This is a genomic window from Streptomyces sp. NBC_01288 (assembly GCF_035982055.1).
Lineage (GTDB): Bacteria > Actinomycetota > Actinomycetes > Streptomycetales > Streptomycetaceae > Streptomyces.
The window spans coordinates 8,869,556-8,886,808 of record NZ_CP108427.1 but is presented as its reverse complement, the minus strand read 5'-3'; the positions used below and the strand labels follow the sequence as shown (position 1 = coordinate 8,886,808).

Genomic DNA, 17,253 nt, shown 5'->3' with positions numbered 1-17,253 from the left:
CCACCAAGCCGATCACCCACCCGCCCTGCCAACCCCCCAGACCTCCCCCACCTCTCCCACAAGCGCCGCCGCCTGCTCCCGCCCCGCCCGCGCCGCACCCGCCCGTACCGCCGGGTCGAGCGGATTGCGGCCGAACGCCTGCCTCGCTTCCGGGGACGGCGAGACGACGACCGCACGCGCGCCCTGCTCCACAAGTCGCCGGGTCTGGGCCACCGGAGAGACCAGGGGACCACCCCCGAGGGTGATCGGCGCGAGGACGACGACCTGGTCGTACCCCTCGGCGAGTTGCGCGTTGGCCGCTGAGTGGATGCCGCCGTCGATCCAGCGGCGGTCCTCAATGGTGACCGGGGGCCACACGCCGGGGACGGCGCAGCTGGCGGCCACGGCGTCGGCAAGGGGCAGCCCGCTGTCCTTGTCGAAGGCCCGGAGTTCACCGGTCACCGTGTCGACCGCGGTGATGCGCAACGCGCGATCGGGCCACTCCGGTGAGACGAGCCGGGTCTCGATCGCCGCGCGCCGGGCCGCCGCCTGGGGCGTTCTGGCCGCGAGTGCCATACGGCCGATCTTCCGCCCGTACGCCTCGGGAGTGCGCGAGGTCACCGTCGCCAAGGCGTAGCGAAGCATCAGGCCGATACCGAGTCGGGCGGCGATCTCGCCCTCGGGGGCGGCGAGTTGACGCTCGTAGACCTCCTTGAGCGTGCCGGCCCGCAGCTGGGCCCCGACGGTCGAACCCGCCGACGTACCGATCACGACATCGGCGTCGGAGAGATCGACGCCGGCCTCGCCCAGCCCGTACAGCATCCCGGCCATCCAGCCGATCCCGCTGCTGCCCCCGCCACCCAGCACAAGTGCCTTGCCCGCCATGGTGTGTCCCCGCCTTCCCCACGCCTCGCCACAACTGCCGCCGCGATCAAGTCTTGCGCACGCCACTGACAATCACGGGTGCGAGCCCCCTGACCAGGGACGCAGCGGACAACCCGCCCCGGAACACACATGGGTGCCCGCCCCCGAAGGGACGGGCACCCACCCCGCTCAACGCACCCCGCTCAACGCACCCCGCTCACCCCACCTCGCTCACCCCACCGCCGTCACCGTCCCCGCCCCCACCGTCCGCCCGCCCTCGCGGATCGCGAAGCCGAGCCCCGGCTCCAGCGGGACCTCACGGCCGAGCTCGACCGACATCGTGACGGTGTCGCCGGGGCGGGCGACCGCCGTCTCGCCGAGGTCGATGTCGCCGACCACGTCCGCGGTGCGGATGTAGAACTGCGGCCGGTAGCCGGTCGACACGGCGGTCGTGCGGCCGCCCTCGCGGGCCGACAGGACGTACACCTGCGCCGAGAAACGGCGGCTGGGCACGACGCTGCCGGGCGCCGCGACGATGTGCCCGCGACGGACCGCGTCGCGCGGGACACCGCGCAGCAGCAGCGCCACGCTGTCGCCGGCCTGCGCCTCCGCCATGGGCTTGCCGAAGGTCTCCAGGCCGGTGACCACCGTGTCGACGGCGGCGCCGAGCACTTCGATCCGGTCGCCCACCCGGACCGTGCCGCGCTCGATCGCACCGGTGACGACGGTCCCGCGCCCGGTGATCGTGAGCACGTTCTCGACCGGCAACAGGAACGGCGCGTCCAGATACCGCTCGGGCATGGGCACGTACGTGTCCACGGCGTCGAGCAGCGCGTCGATCGACGCCGTCCAACGGGGGTCCCCCTCAAGGGCCTTGAGGCCGGACACCCGGACGACGGGTACGGAGTCGCCGCCGTAGCCGTTCGCGGTGAGCAGTTCGCGGACCTCCAGTTCGACCAGGTCGGTCAGCTCGTCGTCGCCCGCGTCGGCCTTGTTGAGCGCGACCACGATGTGGTCGACGCCCACCTGCCGGGCGAGCAGCACGTGTTCGGCGGTCTGCGGCATGATCCCGTCGAGCGCGGAGACGACGAGGATCGCCCCGTCGAGCTGCGCGGCCCCGGTGACCATGTTCTTGACGTAGTCGGCGTGGCCCGGCATGTCCACGTGCGCGTAGTGCCGGGTGTCGGTCTCGTACTCGACGTGCGCGATGTTGATGGTGATGCCGCGCGCGGCCTCCTCCGGCGCCCGGTCGATCCGGTCGAACGGTACGAAGGTGGACGCGCCGCGCTCGGCGAGGACCTTGGTGATGGCGGCGGTCAGGGTGGTCTTGCCGTGGTCGACGTGGCCCATCGTGCCGATGTTCAGATGTGGTTTCGTGCGGACGTATGCCGTTTTGGACATGGCGGAACCTCGAAGCCTCTCCAGAGGTGAAAAGCCCAGTGGTGAAAAGCGGGGACCCCGAGGACTCGCCGACCCTCCCCCTGCGGGGTCCGCCGGACGATCCGGAGAGGGTCAGCTTCGGGCGCCGTCGACTGCGGCCGCTGGAACAGGCACGAGAACGGGATCGAGCACAGGAACGGCAGCCTTCGGGGCATCCGCGACCGCGGATGCTGCGAGGTGGAAGGCGTACCGGAACATGAGGCCGATCATTGCCGACGCTTTGCCCGGCGTCGAACGATTTATCAGTACGTGGGACGTCAGGCGCTCTCCAGTACGTCGACCTTCAGGCGCCGATGTTCTTCAGGGCCTCGCGCACCGACAGTGGCGCGAACCGCCCCTTCTCCCGGGCCAGGAAGCCGCGTACCGCCTCCGGGTCCGTCTTCGCGTACTCGCGCAGACACCAGCCGATCGCCTTGCGGATGAAGAAGTCCGGGTGCCCGGACTGGCGCAGGCAGTACGCGAAGAGGCGCTCGGTGTCGGTGCGCTCCTTGTAGCGCAGTTGGTGGAGGAGGGCGGTACGGGCGACCCACATGTCGTCGTCCACGATCCACGCGTCCATGTCGGTGACCAGTTTCGGGTCTGCGGCCACCAGGCCTCCCACTACGTGGGAGGCGAGTGCGTCGACGGTGTCCCACCAGGGGACCGTCGAGACGAGATGGCGGGCGACCGGCAGGAAACCGGACGTGCAGTGCCTCACATGGCGACGCAGGTAGTCCACCGCGAAGTACTGGTACTCGCGCTCCGGCAGTTCCCAGCAGCGCAGGGCGATCGCGGTGCAGTCGGTCTCGTCTGGGTGGGGTGTGCCCTCCAGGACCGTGCGGGACAACGCCCTGCGTACGGGTGTGGTGAGGCCCAGGTAGGGCGCGATGTCCTTCATGTACGCCCGCATGGGCACGGCCCGCTCCGGGTCGGCCGCGGCGGCGTACGTGGCCGTGAGCCGCTCCAGCACGGTGTCCGCGAGAACACTGCCCGGCACCCGCGGCGTGCCCGCACCTGTGACGCTCATGAGACGAACCATACGGCGATCACATACACAGGTCGGTTAGTGTCGCCGACATGCTCGCCGATGCCACCACCGACTCTGGGGGCACCCGCTCCGGGGGCACCGCCACGGCCACTCCCCAGGCCACAGCCCATGTCACCGGCATGGGGCTCGCCGCAGTCGTGACCGTCCCCGCGGCCATGCCCGTCGCGCCTCTGCTGCCCGTCGTGCCCTTGCTGCCCGTCACCCCGGCCGGCTTCACCGCACGCTGCACGAGAGCCCTGCTGTCGCCGTGGTCGCGGCTGTCGATGCTCCTCGTGCTGCTCGCCGGGGCGGCGTCGACCGTCCTGCTCTTGCACCCGCAGCGCCTGCTCTCCGACGGCTGGCCACCCCAACTCGGCGGCGCCATGGCGGCGTTGGTGTTCGCGGCGGCGTACGGCCTGTGCAGCGTGGCGTTCGTACCGCGCCCCCTGCTGAACCTCGCGGCGGGCGCGCTGTTCGGCTCCCAGCTGGGCACCGGCGCGGCGCTGGCGGGCACGGTGCTCGGCGCCGGGATCTCCTTCGGCCTCGGCCGCGTGCTGGGCCAGGACGCGCTGCGCCCGCTACTGCGGGGCCGCTGGCTGAAGGCAGCCGACGGGCAGCTCAGCCGGCACGGCTTCCGATCGATGCTCGCGGCACGGCTCTTCCCGGGACTGCCGTTCTGGGGCGTGAACTACTGCGCCGCCGTCTCCCGCATGCGCTGGACGCCGTTCCTGCTCGCGACAGCACTCGGCTCGATCCCGAACACCGCCGCCTACGTCGTCGCCGGCGCCCGCGCCTCCAGCCCGACGTCACCGGCCTTCCTGATCGCGATGGCCTGTATCGCCCTGCCCGCCCTGGGCGGCGCGGTGGTGGCCTGGCGCAAGCGCCACCACCTGCGAGCCCGGTAAGGGAGTCAGACAGCCTCGATGATCATCGCGTTGGCGAGACCCCCCGCCTCGCACATCGTCTGTAGCCCGTAACGCGCCCCTCGGTCCCGCATCGCGTGCACCAGCGTGGTCGTCAGCCGCGTACCGCTCGCCCCGAGCGGATGGCCGATCGCGATGGCCCCGCCGTGCACGTTGACCTTGGCGAGATCCGCACCCGTCTCCTGCTGCCAGGCCAGGACGACGCTGGAGAACGCCTCGTTGACCTCGAACAGGTCGATGTCGTCGAGGGTGAGCGACGCCCGGCGCAGCACCTTCTCGGTGGCCGGGATGACGCCGGTGAGCATGAGCAGCGGGTCGGAACCGGTCACGGCGAAGCTGTGCAGCCGGGCGAGCGGGCGCAGGCCGAGCCGGGCCGCGGTCTCGCTCGACGTGATGAGCACGGCGGAGGCGCCGTCGTTGATGGGGCTGGAGTTGCCGGCGGTGATGTTCCACTCGATCTGCGGGAAGCGTTCGGCGTACGTCGCGTCGTAGAAGGCGGGCTTCAGGCCGGCGAGAACCTCGGTGGTGCTGCCGGGCCGTACGCACTCGTCGCGCGAGGCACCCGCCAGGGGCGCGACCTGGGCGTCGAAGAGGCCCGCGTCCCAGGCGGCGGCCGCCTTGAGGTGCGAGGAGACCGCGAAGGCGTCCAACTGGTCGCGTGTCATCGACCACTTGGCGGCGATGATCTCGGCGCTGATGCCCTGCGGGACGAGTCCCTTCGGGTAGCGCCCGGCGACACCGGGGCCGAAGGGGTCCGTGCCGGGCAGCACGCTCGACCCCATCGGAACGCGCCCCATGGACTCCACTCCACAGGCCACGACCATGTCGTACGCCCCGGAGATCACGCCCTGCGCCGCGAAGTGCACGGCCTGCTGGGACGAGCCGCACTGGCGGTCCACCGTGGTCGCGGGCACCGACTCCGGGAAGCCCGCCGACAGCACGGCCTGCCGGGTGATGTTGACGGCCTGCTCACCGACCTGGGTGACCGTGCCGCCGATGACATCGTCAATAAGGGCTGGGTCGATGATCGCCGGGTCGATCCCGGTGCGCTCGACGAGGCTGCGCAGGGTGTGCGAGAGGAGTTCGACGGGGTGGACCTGGGCGAGGGAGCCGTTCGGCTTGCCCTTGCCTACGGGCGTGCGTACGGCTTCGACGATCACTGCGTCACGCATGGTGCGGGCCTCCGTTCTTTATTCCAGCTCTTTGTTCCAGCAAGATTTATTTCCCAAGATTTTTTTCCAGCGAGCACTACTAGTGAGTAGGAAATCCAAACTCACCATAGCCCCGTCAGTTGGAAAATCAAACCCTCCCTTAAAGTGGGTGTTATGGCCGCCCTTAGAGACAAGCCCACCCCTAAAGACAAGCCCGCCCCCAAAGACCCGCGCCCCTGCTCCATCGCCGACGCCCTCGCACTCGTCGGCGAGAAGTACTCCCTGCTCGTCCTAAGGGAGGTGTGCCTCGGCAACCACCGCTTCGACCAGTTGGTCCGCAACATCGGCGCCCCGCGCGACGTCCTGGCCACCCGGCTGCGCCGCCTCGTCGACGCCGGGATCCTGACCCGGCGGACCTACAGCGAACACCCGCAGCGCTTCGAGTACCGGCCCACGGAGGCGGGCCTCGAACTGGAGCCGGTTCTGATGACCCTCATGGCGTGGGGCGACCGCCATCTCCGGAGGGATCAGCTCGACCGCCCCATGGTGATCGAGCACATCTGCGGCAACGAGCTGGTCCCCGCCGTCACCTGCACGGCCTGCGGCGCCCCGGTCCACCACCAGGACCTGACGGCGCACCCGCAGACACCCGGCTGGACGGTGACAGGCCCAACCGCGGCCTGAGATCCAGACCTACGTCCCCTACATCCCCTACATCCCCTTGTAGACGTCCAACCGCCCGCACATCCCGAACTTCCCGTACGCGGACGGCTGTTCGGCCCGTACCGCAGCACCGGCGAGGTGCGAGAAGTCACCCTGTTCCAGCCAGTCGAGCTGCGCCCCCGTAGCCGTAGCGGCGGCCCGCGCCCCCCGCTCCCAGCGCTCGCGCCACTCCGCGAGCCGGGGTCGTACCAGCGCGGCGGCGGCCCGGTGGAACGCGGCCAGCGCTTCCGGACCCTCGGCGTCGCGCAGCGCCCGGTAACCCTCCAGGGCGAGGTCGCGCCGGGCACGGGCGACGCGTTCCTGCTCCGCCTCGGGCGCGTCGGCCGGGATCACGGTGACGGAGGCGTACGTCTCCGGGTCGGTGAGGTACTGCGGGGGCAGCGTGAGCACCGCGTCCCCCGCCTCGGGCAGGCCGCTGTTCTGCATGAGGACGGTGATGCGCAGGTCGCCCTCGTTGACGAGCCGATGGATGGTGCCCGGCGTGAACCAGGCGATCGTTCCGGCCGCGAGCGGCGTCACCTCGTACCCGGATGTCGTGCCGGACATTGTGAGCGTCTGCACCGCACCCCGCCCGCCGGTGACGACGTACCCCTCCGAACAGGTCAGGTGCATATGGGGAGTTCCGCCGCACACCCCGCCATCGGCCTCGGCAGGCCAGTCGTAGACGGACAGATGCGAGACGGCGACCCCGCCCGGCAGCCCGGAGAAGCCCTCAGCGGCGCCCATATCCACCACAGACGCATTCACCGCAGATGTGTTCACCACAGACGTGTTCACCCCAGGTGTGTTCACCACGGCCGCGCCTCCAGGTACTTGGCGATCTCCTCCCGCTCCCACGCCCCGTCGGCCACGACGACCCGGTAGCGCCGGGTGAGCGTGTCGCCGGGGTCGAGCACCAGCTCGTCGTAGAAGGCGTAGGAGGGGGCGATTCCCGCGAACGGCTCGTTGCGTACGAACCAGTGATCGGGATGAGAGCCCTGGGCGCCGGTGTGGTCGTTCTCGGGGGCGTGCGCGAAGACGATGGTCGCGTGCCCGTCGGTGCCGTCGTGCTCTCCGGAGACGGCGAGCCAGGGGCCCTGGGAGCCCATCAGCTCGGGGCCCTCGCCGTCGGGGCCGATGATGCGGCCGTCGCGGAAGGCGCGCGGGCCGCGCCAGAAGAGGCCCGTGTAGCCGGCCGCCTCGCGCCCGTGGGTGGTCGGGCTGCCGAACAGCAGGGGCTCGTCACGGCGGTTGGTCACGGCGCTCGTCCAGGTCAGCGCCCACGACCCCGACTCCGTGTCGACGTCGTGCACCTCGATCCGGCGCTGCTCGTCGGCCCAGAGTTCGCCGCTGTACGGATGCCAGGTCAGCCGTTCGGCGATGACGAGACGCTCAGCGCCCGAGTCGGTGTGGATGTCGATCTCGTCGAAGGCGACGTGGGCCATCGACCCGACCCGCTCCGGGAGTTGGAGATACCCCTCACCGTGAACGTATGTGTTGCCGCCCCACAGGTTCTGGCCCGACAGATGCGAGGCGGTGAACTGGAGGCCCTTGTGCCACCGGTGGTCGTTGGGCCGGTAGTCCGTGACGACGTCACCGGCGAGCGTCCTGATCGGGTGGAGGTACGGCTTCGGCGCCTCCCAGGTGGCCTCGGGCCGGTACACATAGCTGAACAGCTCGACGCCGGTGGCCGGTTCGGTCACCGTGATGCGGTCCCCGTGGGCATGGACGATACGCAGGCCGGTCACGCCGACACCTCCTCGCGCGCCACGGGCGCCCAGCCGGGGGCGCCGCCGTGCAGCGCCGTGTAATAGGGGTCTCCGGGGCCGATCTCGCCGGCCCGTACGGTCGTGTCCGTGAACGCCGACTTGTAGAGCGCGGTGATCAGTTCGAGGCTGGTGCGGCCGTCCGTGCCGCTGCTGCGCGGCCGTTCGCCGGCCCGCATGCTCACGACGAGTTCACGCAGCTGCTCCAGGTGCGAACTCGGCACGTCCGGCCCGAAGTCCTGCCAGCCCGCGGCCTCACCGCCCGACACGTCCGGGGCGGGGGTGATGCGCCAGTTGTCGTTGCTGTGCCCGTACAGGTGGGTGAGTTCGACGGTGGCGCGCTCGCAGTCGATGCGGATACGGCTGACCTCGTCGGGGCTCAGGACGCTGTTCACGACGGTCGCCAGCGCGCCGTTCTCGAAACGCACCAGGGCGGTCGAGACGTCCTCGGTCTCCACGTCGTGGACCAGCCGCCCGGCCATCGCCTTCACCTCGCTCCACGGCCCGAGCAGATCGAGCAGCAGGTCCATCTGGTGGATGCCGTGTCCCATGGCGGGTCCGCCGCCCTCGGTCTCCCAGCGCCCGCGCCAGGGCACGGCGTAGTAAGCGGTATCGCGGTACCAGGTGGTCTGACAGTGCGCCACGAGCGGCCGCCCCATCGCCTGCTCGGCGAGCAATCGGCGCACATGCCGGGAGCCCGACCCGAAGCGGTGCTGAAAGACGATCGAGGCGTACGGCCCGTCGGGGGTGCCCCTCCCCGGTCCCTCTTCGTCCTCTACGGCGTCGAAGTCGGCCAGGGTCGGCACCGGCGGCTTCTCGCACCAGACCCAGGCGCCGGCCCGCAGCGCGGCGATGGTCTGCGCGCGGTGCAGGGTGGGCGGGGTGCAGATGGTGACGAGGTCGGGCCGCTGCTCCCGGAGCATCTGCTCCAGATCGGTGTAGGCGTGCGGGATCCTGGCCTCGGAGCAGAAGGACTCGACCGACTTGGCATCGATGTCAACGGCCGCGACCACCTCGGTCTCGCCCTCCGCGGCGAGCCGGGCGAGCGCGGGAAAATGGGAACCCCGGCCGATGGCACCGGCGCCGACCACGGCGGCCCTGATGCGTCGGCCGGCGAGCGGCGGCAAGGGCTGGAACGCCCCGGGGTTGGTGGCGGGTGTGGACATGGTCGTGATCAGCACTCCTCCGGGGAACAGCGAGCGCATGCAGCAAGCGCTTTCCTCCGCTGCAACGTATGCGCCGCCCCCGCAGCTGGTCAACACCGCGAACCCGGAGTCGTCGGACCACTCGTGAAACCTCTGTGCAGGGAGTCGCGCAACGACCCTGAAACCTCTGTGCCCTGAGTCCCACAACCGCCGTGAAACCCCTGTGTCGGGCCTGTCACGCCGGGACGCTACGCTGCCCCTCATACACACTCGTTCACCGCGCGCGGCGTTTTGGTGTGTCCTTTGCCCCTCCACGATCAGCACTTGGACGCCGTAACTCCATGTCTTGGTTTGAATCCCTCATCCTCGGACTCGTCCAGGGGCTGACCGAGTTCCTCCCCGTCTCCTCCAGCGCGCATCTGCGGCTTACGGCGGCCTTCTCGGGCTGGGAGGACCCGGGCGCGGCCTTCACCGCGATCACCCAGCTCGGCACGGAGGCGGCGGTGCTGATCTATTTCCGCCAGGATGTCGGGCGGATTCTCGCCGCGTGGTTCCGCTCGCTCACCAACAAGGAGATGCGGCGCGACCATGACGCCCAGATGGGCTGGCTGGTGATCGTCGGCTCCATCCCGATCGGCGTGCTCGGCGTGACCCTCAAGGACCAGATCGAGGGGCCGTTCCGCGACCTGCGCGTCACCGCCACGATGCTGATCGTGATGGGCGTCGTCATCGGCATCGCCGACCTCCTCGCGGCCCGCGACGAGAACGGCGGCCGGCACCGGGCCCCCAAGCAGCGCAAGACCCTGGTGGACCTCAACACCAAGGACGGCCTGCTCTACGGCCTCTGCCAGGCCATGGCCCTCGTCCCCGGCGTCTCCCGCTCGGGCGCGACCATCAGCGGCGGCCTCTTCATGGGCTACACCCGCGAAGCGGCGGCCCGTTACTCCTTCCTCCTCGCCATGCCGGCCGTACTGGCCTCCGGCGCCTTCGAGTTGAAGGACGCGGCGGAGGAAGGGCATGTCGCGTGGGGGCCGACGATGTTCGCGACGTTGATCGCGTTCGTAGTCGGGTATGCCGTAATTGCGTGGTTCATGAAGTTCATCTCTCACAAGAGCTTCATGCCGTTCGTCTACTACCGCGTCGCCCTCGGCATCGTCATCATCGCGCTGGTGACGGCGGGTGCGCTGAGCCCGCACGCGGCGGAGTCGGCGGGCTGAGTCAACTCCCGGGCAGGGCAAGGGCCCAGGGCTCGGGCTCGATCCCGACGCCGTTGGCGACGTACGCGATGGTGCGGTACCACCCGGCGAGCACGAGGAACTCGATCGCTTCGAGTTCGTCGAGGTGCTCCCGCAGGCCGGACCAGACCGGGTCGCTCAGCCGGGCGCCGGCGTGGAGTTCGTCGACGGCTCGGAGCAGCGCGGACTGCCGGGGCGACCAGGCAGGGTCGTCGGAGGCGCCGGTCGCGGTCAAAGTGACCTGTCGCTGGGTGAGTTGAGCGGTCTCGGCGTACGTCGCCATGTGGACGCCCCACTCGTAGGCGCAGCCGGAGCGGGCGCAGACGCGGGCGATGACGAGTTCGCGGTCGGCGGTGTCCAGGAGGCCGTGGCCGAGGAGCCCGGCACCCAACGCCCGTATGCGCGAGGCGAGTTCGGGATGGCGTTCGAGGATCTTGAAGAGCATCAGAGGTTCGCGGGTGACGCCGGGTGGCATCCAACGGTGCAGGGCGCGGTCGGTCTCGGGGGCGTAGGGCGGAGTGACACCTTCGATGCGCTGTTTCATGTCCGGGTTCACGTCTACCGACTCTTGCGCTTCTGAAATCGAAGCGCAAGGGTGAACCAGGAGTTCGTCCCAGGCGATCACCATGTGCCGGGCGAGGAGGCCCAGTTGGAACCGACCCCCACCCCCGGTCGCCCCGTGCGCGGATCGACCACCGGCCGTCCCGTCATGGCCGCACTCGACCTCCTCGGCCGACGCTGGACACTCCGTGTGATCTGGGAACTCCACCGGCACGACACCTCGATCGGCTTCCGCGACCTGCAACACCGCTGCGACGACATGTCCTCCAGCGTCCTGTCCACCCGGCTGGCGGAGCTGCGCGAGGCGGACATCGCGGGGCAGACGCCGGACGGGGCCTGGCAGTTGACCGCGCTCGGCGCGGACCTCGTGACGGCGATGGGGCCGTTGCTGGAGTGGTCGCGGGTGTGGGCCGAGCGGCGGGGGTGACCAACTCATGGCGCTGACGCAGCAGTTCGCCCGAGTGACGCCCGACTACCTCGACCGCTGCCGCACTTCGGCCCTCACCTCGCCCGGCGCGTCCCCGGGCTGGGACCCACCGGACGGCGACCTGCTCGACACGGGCTGGGCACTGTGGGGCCTCATCCGCTACTGCCGCTCTACGGGTGCCGACCCCGAGGTGATCGCCCTGCTCGACCGGGCCGTATCGGGCGATCCCGACGAGGACGCGGGATTCCTGGACCACGACGAGGTGTACGACGGCTTCGGCGATCCGCCCCGACTGCTCGCCCCGGCCGCGGTCGCCGACGCCTCCGCCGCACTGGACCGTCTCCAACTCGGCGACCTGCTCGTGGACATGCCGGCGTCCGCCGAAGTCGCGGCTGCCGTCTGCGGGTTCGGCCCCCGGTCCGACATCGAAGTACGGGAACATCTGACCGAACACTTCGTCGCCCTGCGGGAGTTCTACCGGACCGCCGCACGTCACACCCAGTGCGTCGTCACGTGGGTCGACTGAGCGTCCGGGCCGCGCCGGGCGCTCCGCTCAACCCGCCCGTGACCAACCCCATACGGTCTGAGTAGCCGTCCGGTAGCGCAGTGTCAGTCCTTGCCCCTAGGCTGTTCACATGTCCCCCGATTCCGTGGCCCCTGGTTCCGTGCGGTCTGCTTCCGAGGTGAACGAGCAGATCCGGGCACTCTGGCTGCGTGCGGGCGGCTCGCTCTCCACCCAAGAGCGGGAGGAATACGAGCTGTTGGTGGTCGAGTGGGCCAAGGCTATACGTGACGAGGTCATCGCGGCGGCCTGAAGCTCACCGCCCGCCCGACACCCGCACCACCGTCCCCGTCGCGTAGGACGCCTCCGGTGACATCAACCAGGCGATCGCCGCGGCGACTTCCTCGGGCTGGCCGACCCGCCGCAGCGGAATCGACGCCGCCAACCGCTCGGCGCGGTCCGGGTCGCCGGATCTCCCGTGGATCTCCGTGTCGATGACGCCGGGCGCCACCGCGTTGACGCGGATACCGGCGGGGCCGAGTTCCTTGGCCAGGCCCAGGGTGAGGGTGTCGACGGCGGCCTTCGTCGCGGCGTAGTGGACGTAGTCGCCGGGGCTGCCGAGGGTCGCGGCGGCCGACGAGACGTTCACGATCACGCCGTTTCCCCGTGCCGTCATCACCTGTGCGGCGCGGCGTGAACACAGCAGTGTGCCCAGCAGGTTGACCTCGACGACGCGGCGCAGGTCGGCGGGGTCGGTGTCGGCGAGGCGGCCGAACGGACCGGTCACCCCGGCGTTGTTCACCAGGCCGGTGACCGGGCCGAGTTGGTTCGCGGCCACCGTGAAGAGCCGCTCCACATCCGCCTCGACGGACACGTCCCCGCGCACGCACAGCGAACGGGCCCCTGCCCGCCGTACCCCCTCCGCGACGTCCTCGGCGGCCTGCGCGTCCCCGAGATAGCCCACGACCACGTCGTGCCCGTCCTCCGCGAGCCGTCGGCAGGTCGCGGCGCCGATCCCCCGGCTGCCCCCGGTGACGACCGTGACAAGACGTTTCATGAGCACTCCTCGCGACGGAAACCGATGAAGATCGGGACGGAGATCGGGATGAAGATCGGCGAAGGACGGCGAAGAACCGTCGAACACCACCGAATGTTCCCCACCTTGTATCCGCGTCCCCCTTGGCGCGACACGCTCCGTAGCCAACACTGAGCCGATGACGCAGCGTGTGGAACTGGCGATTGTGATGGACCGGCTGGCCGTGGACGAAGTGATCACCGAATACGCGGTGGCGGTGGACGACGGCGACTGGGAGGCGTACCGGAAACTGTTCGCCCCGGACGGGCGTGCCGACTACCGGTCCGCCGGAGGGATCGAGGGGAACGCGGAAGAGATCGCCGGGTGGCTCACGGAGAGCCTGGGACTGTTCTCGATGCGGCAGCATCTGATCGTGAACCGGCGGATCAGCTTCGGCGCCCTGGACCAGCACACCGACGACACCGCACGCGTCCAGGCCGACTACGTCAATCCGATGCGCTTCGCCAAAGACGAGAACGGCGACAGTGAATCCTCCACCGCTCCCGACTTCGTGTGCGGCGGGCGGTACGCGTTCGGGCTGCTGCGAACGGACGACGGCTGGCGGCTGACCGAGGTCGTCGTGGAGGAGAAGTGGCGGCGCCTTCCCGAGCGGCGCCCGCAGGCCGTGATCCACTGAGACGGCCAAACTGAGATGACCGGACTGAGATGACCGGACTGAGATGACCGGACTCGGACGACCCGGTCGACGTCCTCTGTGCGAGATCCTCCCCGGCACGCACACTGGAGCGACCAGCGGGTAGGGAGGTGCCGTATGAAGACCTTCGGCGACTGGCTCGCCTCTCCGTGGCGGCGTTCCCTGCTCGCCGCGCTCGCGGGCGCCCTGCCCGTGTTCGCGTTTCCTGCGCCGTCCCTGTGGTGGTTCGCCTACGTCGCGCTCGTCCCCTGGATCCTGCTGACGCGCTCCGCGCCGACCGGGCGGCGGGCGGTCTACGACGGCTGGTTCGGGGGGCTCGGGTTCATGCTGGCCGTGCACAGCTGGCTGGTGCCGAGCCTGAGTGTGTTCATCGTGGTCATCGCGGGGCTGCTGGGCGTGCTGTGGGCGCCGTGGGGCTGGCTGGTGCGCCGCTTTCTCGGGGGCGTGCCGTCGCCCCGGCGGGGCGGTGCCGCGCTGCTGGTGCTGCCCTCGGGCTGGCTGATGGTCGAACTCGTGCGGTCCTGGCAGGGGTTGGGCGGCCCCTGGGGGCTGCTCGGCTCCACCCAGTGGCAGGTGGAACCGGCCTTGCGGCTCGCGTCCGTAGGCGGGGTCTGGCTGCTGAGCTTCCTGGTCGTGGCCGTCAACGTCGCGGTCGCCGTCCTCGTCGCCGTGCGCGAGTCCCGGGTGCCCGCCGTCGCCGGACTCCTGGCCACCGCCGCCGCGACCTCGGCCGCCTGGGTGTGGTCACCGCGCCCCGACGTCGACGGCCGCGTGCGGATCGCCGTCGTACAGCCCGGGATCATCGACGGCGACGAGAGCGGCACCCGGCGCTTCGACCGCGAGGAGCAGCTGACCCGCCAACTCGCCGGTCAGGACGTCGACCTGATCGCCTGGGGCGAGAGCAGCGTCAGCTTCGATCTGACCAAACGGCCCGATCTCGCGCGCCGTATCGGCGCCCTCTCCAAGGAGACCGGCGCCGACATCCTGGTCAACGTGGACGCCCAGCGCTCCGACAAGCCCGGCATCTACAAGAGCTCGATCCTGGTCGGCCCGAAGGGTCTCACCGGCGACCGCTACGACAAGATGCGGCTCGTCCCCTTCGGCGAGTACATCCCCTTCCGCTCGCTGCTCGGCTGGGCCACCTCCGTCGGCAAGGCGGCCGGCGTGGACCGCAGGCACGGCACCGAGCAAGTCGTGATGAACGTGGGACACGGGCTGCGCATCGGCCCGCTGATCTGCTTCGAGACCGCGTTCCCCGACATGAGCCGCCACCTCGCGCAGGACGGCGCCGACGTCCTGCTCGCGCAGTCGTCGACCTCGTCGTTCCAGAACAGCTGGGCCCCCGAACAGCACGCCACCCTCGCCGCCCTCCGCGCCGCCGAGACCGGCCGCCCGATCGTCCACGCCACCCTGACCGGCGTCTCCGCCGTCTACGGCCCGAGCGGCCGGCGCATCGGTTCCTGGCTGGGCACGAACAAGAGCACGACCCAGGTCTACGACGTCCCGCTCGCCCACGGCATCACGCCGTACGTCCGCTACGGGGCCTGGCCGGTGGGGATGGCGCTGCTGATCCTCGCGGCCATGTGTGCCGGCGAGGGGGTACAGGCGCTCAGGCTGCGGCGGACCGGTCCGCGACCTCTCGTACCACCCGCTCGCACAGTTCATGAGTCGCCAGCGCGTCCCGGGCGCTGAGCACCTTGCCGGCGCGTACGGCGTCGAGGAACGTGAGGACGGCCTGCTCGATGCCGCGCTGCCGGGCCACCGGCACCCAGTCTCCTCGGCGCCGTATCGTCGGCTGGCCCTTGTGGTCGACGACCTCGGCGAGGTTGAGGACCTGACGCTTGGTGTCCTGGCCGGAGACCTCCAGGATCTCCTCGACCGAACCGCTGAGCCGGTTCATCACCCCGAGCGCGGTGAAGCCGTCGCCGGAGAGCTGGAGCACGAGGTGGTGCAGCAGTCCGTCCTGGACGCGGGCGCGCACGGTCACGTCCTCGATCTCCCCCGGCACCAGGAACCGCAAGGTGTCCACGATGTGGATGAAGTCGTCCAGGATCATCGCGCGCGGCTCCTCCGGGAGCCCGATCCGGTTCTTCTGCATGAGGATCAGCTCGCGCGGGTGGTCGACGCACTGCGCGTACCCGGGGGCGTGACGGCGGTTGAAGCCGACCGCGAGCGACACGTTCCGCTCCTCCGCGAGCCGCACCAGCCGCTCGGAGTCGGCGAGTTCGTAGGCGAGCGGCTTGTCGACGTACGTCGCCACGCCCGCCTCAAGGAGCCGGGTGACGATCTCGGGGTGGACGGCAGTGGGCGCGTGCACGAACGCGGCGTCGAGGCCCTGTGCGAGAAGCGCGTCGAGGTCGGTGTGCCGCCGGTCCGCCGGGAGGCGCAGGCCGTCGGCGACCCGGGCGAGGGTGGCGGGGGTGCGGGTCTGGAGATGCAGCTCGACCCCGGGAAGCCCGCCGAGAACCGGCAGGTAGGCCTTCTGCGCGATGTCTCCGAGCCCGATGCAGCCGACCTTCACGGAGTCTCCCAACGCTCGCCCAGCGGTACCTCGTGTACCTCCTCGGAAGCATACGGCGGGGGAATATCCGCTGGTGCGGGTGGTCGGAGCAGGCGAGGATGCCGGGATGACCATCGAGCGCAGTGAACCCGCGACCACCGCCGACGAACGCACCATGCTGGAGGGCTGGCTCACGTACCACCGGGCGACCCTCGCCTGGAAGTGCGAGGGCCTGACCGACGCACAGTTGAGGACCGCTTCGGTGGAGCCGTCCGGCCTGACGCTCATGGGCCTGGTGCGGCACATGGCGGAGGTGGAGCGCAGCTGGTACCGCCGGGTCATGTCGGACGAGCAGCTGACCCCGATCTACTACAGCGACGAGGACCCGGACGGCGATTTCCACCTCACCGAGGCGGACACCTGGGCGGAGGCGTACGCCACCTGGCAGGCCGAGATCGCGGCGGCGAACGAGCACGCGGCCCGGTTCGCCCTGGACGACGTCTCCGTGGGCAAGCACCGGCGCACCGGCGAGCGCTTCAACCTGCGCTGGATCCACACCCACATGATCGAGGAGTACGCCCGGCACAACGGCCACGCCGACCTGCTCCGCGAGCGGATCGACGGGAACACCGGCGACTGACACCGGTGACCAGCGGCTGACGTCACGTCACGTCACCCGTCACCCGGAGCGGGCGCGCGCCGTCCGTAAGGGGGCGGAGATCACCCGTGTGGCGCATCATCCAGCCGTCCGCTGTCCCAATCGGGTCCGGAACCAGCAGAGTTGCGCGGGTGCATCGAACGACGACCACCGCAACGCTCCTGGTCACCGTGGCTGTCTCGGCCCTCTCCGGCTGTGTGACGGTCCAGCGGCCGGCGACCCCCGCTCCCCCGGCCGCACCGACCCAAGCGTCGGTGCCGCGCCCGGACGGCAGCGCGGAGCCGCAGGTCGTACAGGCCCCGGCGCGGGAGGCGCTGGAACTGATCAACCCGTCCCACCGCCCGAAACCCGCGACACATCCGCCGCACCACACACCGGTCCAGCCTCCGCAAGCGGCCCAGGCACCGGTCCCCCGCTCGCACCAGCACTCCCACCCGCAGGCGCACCCTCATCCGCACTCGAAGCCGCACCGCCCCCGGCAGCCGGGCGCGGACATCCCCGACGTGGTGAAGTCGGTGCCCAAGAACACGCAGGACGTCTGTGCCCTGGGCAAGAAGTACGGCGGCTGGCAGTCGGACAGCCCACAGTCGATCATCTGCGGCCAGACGTACGGCCGTTGAGGCGGGGAAGACCGTACGGCCGTTGAGGCGGGGAGGACTCCGGG

20 protein-coding genes are annotated in these 17,253 nt (G+C 70.4%); 10 read left to right on the top strand and 10 right to left on the bottom strand.

Annotated features, from left to right (window positions below; genetic code table 11):
• Positions 1-12: 12 nt before the first annotated feature.
• The 3 genes from OG194_RS40030 to OG194_RS40020 form a co-directional block, all read right to left on the bottom strand.
• On the bottom strand, positions 13-864 hold the full coding sequence (locus tag OG194_RS40030; protein ID WP_327405610.1) for a patatin-like phospholipase family protein: 852 nt from the start codon (positions 862-864) through the stop codon (positions 13-15).
• Between the two features lie 210 nt (positions 865-1,074).
• Positions 1,075-2,244, bottom strand: coding sequence for an elongation factor Tu (gene tuf / locus OG194_RS40025; RefSeq protein ID WP_327405609.1), 1,170 nt, complete (start codon positions 2,242-2,244; stop codon positions 1,075-1,077).
• A gap of 322 nt (positions 2,245-2,566) precedes the next feature.
• Positions 2,567-3,289, bottom strand: coding sequence for a DNA alkylation repair protein (locus OG194_RS40020; protein WP_327405608.1), 723 nt, complete (start codon positions 3,287-3,289; stop codon positions 2,567-2,569).
• A gap of 50 nt (positions 3,290-3,339) precedes the next feature.
• On the opposite strand from OG194_RS40020, the gene OG194_RS40015 reads away from it, so the two are divergent.
• Positions 3,340-4,194, top strand: a complete 855-nt coding sequence (locus tag OG194_RS40015; RefSeq protein ID WP_327405607.1) for a TVP38/TMEM64 family protein — start codon at positions 3,340-3,342, stop codon at positions 4,192-4,194.
• A gap of 5 nt (positions 4,195-4,199) precedes the next feature.
• Here OG194_RS40015 and OG194_RS40010 read toward each other — a convergent pair whose 3' ends face one another.
• Positions 4,200-5,384, bottom strand: a complete 1,185-nt coding sequence (locus OG194_RS40010) for a thiolase family protein (RefSeq protein ID WP_327405606.1) — start codon at positions 5,382-5,384, stop codon at positions 4,200-4,202.
• A gap of 153 nt (positions 5,385-5,537) precedes the next feature.
• Between OG194_RS40010 and OG194_RS40005 the strand changes: the two genes are divergently transcribed.
• A complete protein-coding gene (locus OG194_RS40005; protein ID WP_327405605.1) occupies positions 5,538-6,047 on the top strand; it encodes a winged helix-turn-helix transcriptional regulator in 510 nt (169 codons plus the stop codon).
• Between the two features lie 27 nt (positions 6,048-6,074).
• On the opposite strand, the gene OG194_RS40000 is transcribed toward OG194_RS40005, so the two are convergent.
• The 3 genes from OG194_RS40000 to OG194_RS39990 form a co-directional block, all read right to left on the bottom strand.
• On the bottom strand, positions 6,075-6,812 hold the full coding sequence (locus tag OG194_RS40000) for a cupin domain-containing protein (RefSeq protein WP_327405604.1): 738 nt from the start codon (positions 6,810-6,812) through the stop codon (positions 6,075-6,077).
• Positions 6,813-6,874: 62 nt separating this feature from the next.
• Complete coding sequence (locus tag OG194_RS39995; RefSeq protein WP_327405603.1) at positions 6,875-7,813, bottom strand: PmoA family protein; 939 nt, start codon at positions 7,811-7,813, stop codon at positions 6,875-6,877.
• Positions 7,810-8,997, bottom strand: coding sequence for a Gfo/Idh/MocA family protein (locus OG194_RS39990; protein ID WP_327405602.1), 1,188 nt, complete (start codon positions 8,995-8,997; stop codon positions 7,810-7,812). Before OG194_RS39990 ends, OG194_RS39995 begins: the two co-directional genes overlap by 4 nt.
• 320 nt (positions 8,998-9,317) lie before the next feature.
• Between OG194_RS39990 and OG194_RS39985 the strand changes: the two genes are divergently transcribed.
• A complete protein-coding gene (locus tag OG194_RS39985; RefSeq protein ID WP_327405601.1) occupies positions 9,318-10,193 on the top strand; it encodes an undecaprenyl-diphosphate phosphatase in 876 nt (291 codons plus the stop codon).
• Between the two features lies 1 nt (position 10,194).
• Here the strand turns inward: OG194_RS39985 and OG194_RS39980 are convergent, their stop codons facing one another.
• Entirely contained in the window at positions 10,195-10,755 is a 561-nt protein-coding gene (locus OG194_RS39980) for a carboxymuconolactone decarboxylase family protein (RefSeq protein WP_327407359.1), read from the bottom strand.
• A 165-nt stretch (positions 10,756-10,920) separates the two neighbouring features.
• Between OG194_RS39980 and OG194_RS39975 the strand changes: the two genes are divergently transcribed.
• The 3 genes from OG194_RS39975 to OG194_RS39965 all read left to right on the top strand — a co-directional run bounded on the left by OG194_RS39975 (position 10,921) and on the right by OG194_RS39965 (position 12,014).
• A complete protein-coding gene (locus OG194_RS39975; protein ID WP_327407358.1) occupies positions 10,921-11,199 on the top strand; it encodes a winged helix-turn-helix transcriptional regulator in 279 nt (92 codons plus the stop codon).
• Positions 11,200-11,206: 7 nt separating this feature from the next.
• Positions 11,207-11,725, top strand: coding sequence for a DUF1877 family protein (locus OG194_RS39970; RefSeq protein ID WP_327405600.1), 519 nt, complete (start codon positions 11,207-11,209; stop codon positions 11,723-11,725).
• Between the two features lie 109 nt (positions 11,726-11,834).
• Positions 11,835-12,014, top strand: a complete 180-nt coding sequence (locus OG194_RS39965) for a hypothetical protein (RefSeq protein WP_043258438.1) — start codon at positions 11,835-11,837, stop codon at positions 12,012-12,014.
• Between the two features lie 3 nt (positions 12,015-12,017).
• Here OG194_RS39965 and OG194_RS39960 read toward each other — a convergent pair whose 3' ends face one another.
• Positions 12,018-12,758 (bottom strand): SDR family NAD(P)-dependent oxidoreductase, encoded by a 741-nt coding sequence (locus OG194_RS39960; protein WP_327405598.1) that lies wholly within the window; start codon positions 12,756-12,758, stop codon positions 12,018-12,020.
• Positions 12,759-12,915: 157 nt separating this feature from the next.
• Here OG194_RS39960 and OG194_RS39955 point away from each other — a divergent pair, with 157 nt between their 5' ends.
• Positions 12,916-13,413, top strand: coding sequence for a nuclear transport factor 2 family protein (locus tag OG194_RS39955; RefSeq protein ID WP_327405597.1), 498 nt, complete (start codon positions 12,916-12,918; stop codon positions 13,411-13,413).
• 135 nt (positions 13,414-13,548) lie between these two features.
• Positions 13,549-15,123: an apolipoprotein N-acyltransferase gene (gene lnt, locus OG194_RS39950; protein ID WP_327405596.1), complete on the top strand. Its 1,575-nt coding sequence runs from the start codon at positions 13,549-13,551 to the stop codon at positions 15,121-15,123.
• On the opposite strand, the gene OG194_RS39945 is transcribed toward lnt, so the two are convergent.
• Complete coding sequence (locus tag OG194_RS39945; RefSeq protein WP_327405595.1) at positions 15,041-15,952, bottom strand: Gfo/Idh/MocA family protein; 912 nt, start codon at positions 15,950-15,952, stop codon at positions 15,041-15,043. The genes lnt and OG194_RS39945 overlap by 83 nt on opposite strands.
• A 106-nt stretch (positions 15,953-16,058) precedes the next feature.
• Here OG194_RS39945 and OG194_RS39940 point away from each other — a divergent pair, with 106 nt between their 5' ends.
• Both OG194_RS39940 and OG194_RS39935 read left to right on the top strand, forming a co-directional pair.
• A complete protein-coding gene (locus OG194_RS39940) occupies positions 16,059-16,571 on the top strand; it encodes a DinB family protein (RefSeq protein WP_327405594.1) in 513 nt (170 codons plus the stop codon).
• Positions 16,572-16,720: 149 nt separating this feature from the next.
• Entirely contained in the window at positions 16,721-17,209 is a 489-nt protein-coding gene (locus OG194_RS39935) for a hypothetical protein (protein WP_327405593.1), read from the top strand.
• Positions 17,210-17,253 lie beyond the last annotated feature (44 nt).

Excerpts from the sequence above, each read along its gene's own strand:
- OG194_RS40030 (WP_327405610.1), bottom strand. The coding sequence starts at position 864 with ATGGCGGGCAAGGCACTTGTGCTGGGTGGCGGGGGCAGCAGCGGGATC.
- tuf (WP_327405609.1), bottom strand. The coding sequence starts at position 2,244 with ATGTCCAAAACGGCATACGTCCGCACGAAACCACATCTGAACATCGGC.
- OG194_RS40020 (WP_327405608.1), bottom strand. The coding sequence starts at position 3,289 with ATGAGCGTCACAGGTGCGGGCACGCCGCGGGTGCCGGGCAGTGTTCTC.
- OG194_RS40015 (WP_327405607.1), top strand. The coding sequence starts at position 3,340 with ATGCTCGCCGATGCCACCACCGACTCTGGGGGCACCCGCTCCGGGGGC.
- OG194_RS40010 (WP_327405606.1), bottom strand. The coding sequence starts at position 5,384 with ATGCGTGACGCAGTGATCGTCGAAGCCGTACGCACGCCCGTAGGCAAG.
- OG194_RS40005 (WP_327405605.1), top strand. The coding sequence starts at position 5,538 with ATGGCCGCCCTTAGAGACAAGCCCACCCCTAAAGACAAGCCCGCCCCC.
- OG194_RS40000 (WP_327405604.1), bottom strand. The coding sequence starts at position 6,812 with ATGGGCGCCGCTGAGGGCTTCTCCGGGCTGCCGGGCGGGGTCGCCGTC.
- OG194_RS39990 (WP_327405602.1), bottom strand. The coding sequence starts at position 8,997 with ATGTCCACACCCGCCACCAACCCCGGGGCGTTCCAGCCCTTGCCGCCG.
- OG194_RS39985 (WP_327405601.1), top strand. The coding sequence starts at position 9,318 with ATGTCTTGGTTTGAATCCCTCATCCTCGGACTCGTCCAGGGGCTGACC.
- OG194_RS39980 (WP_327407359.1), bottom strand. The coding sequence starts at position 10,755 with ATGAAACAGCGCATCGAAGGTGTCACTCCGCCCTACGCCCCCGAGACC.
- OG194_RS39975 (WP_327407358.1), top strand. The coding sequence starts at position 10,921 with ATGGCCGCACTCGACCTCCTCGGCCGACGCTGGACACTCCGTGTGATC.
- OG194_RS39970 (WP_327405600.1), top strand. The coding sequence starts at position 11,207 with ATGGCGCTGACGCAGCAGTTCGCCCGAGTGACGCCCGACTACCTCGAC.
- OG194_RS39965 (WP_043258438.1), top strand. The coding sequence starts at position 11,835 with ATGTCCCCCGATTCCGTGGCCCCTGGTTCCGTGCGGTCTGCTTCCGAG.
- OG194_RS39960 (WP_327405598.1), bottom strand. The coding sequence starts at position 12,758 with ATGAAACGTCTTGTCACGGTCGTCACCGGGGGCAGCCGGGGGATCGGC.
- OG194_RS39955 (WP_327405597.1), top strand. The coding sequence starts at position 12,916 with ATGACGCAGCGTGTGGAACTGGCGATTGTGATGGACCGGCTGGCCGTG.
- lnt (WP_327405596.1), top strand. The coding sequence starts at position 13,549 with ATGAAGACCTTCGGCGACTGGCTCGCCTCTCCGTGGCGGCGTTCCCTG.
- OG194_RS39940 (WP_327405594.1), top strand. The coding sequence starts at position 16,059 with ATGACCATCGAGCGCAGTGAACCCGCGACCACCGCCGACGAACGCACC.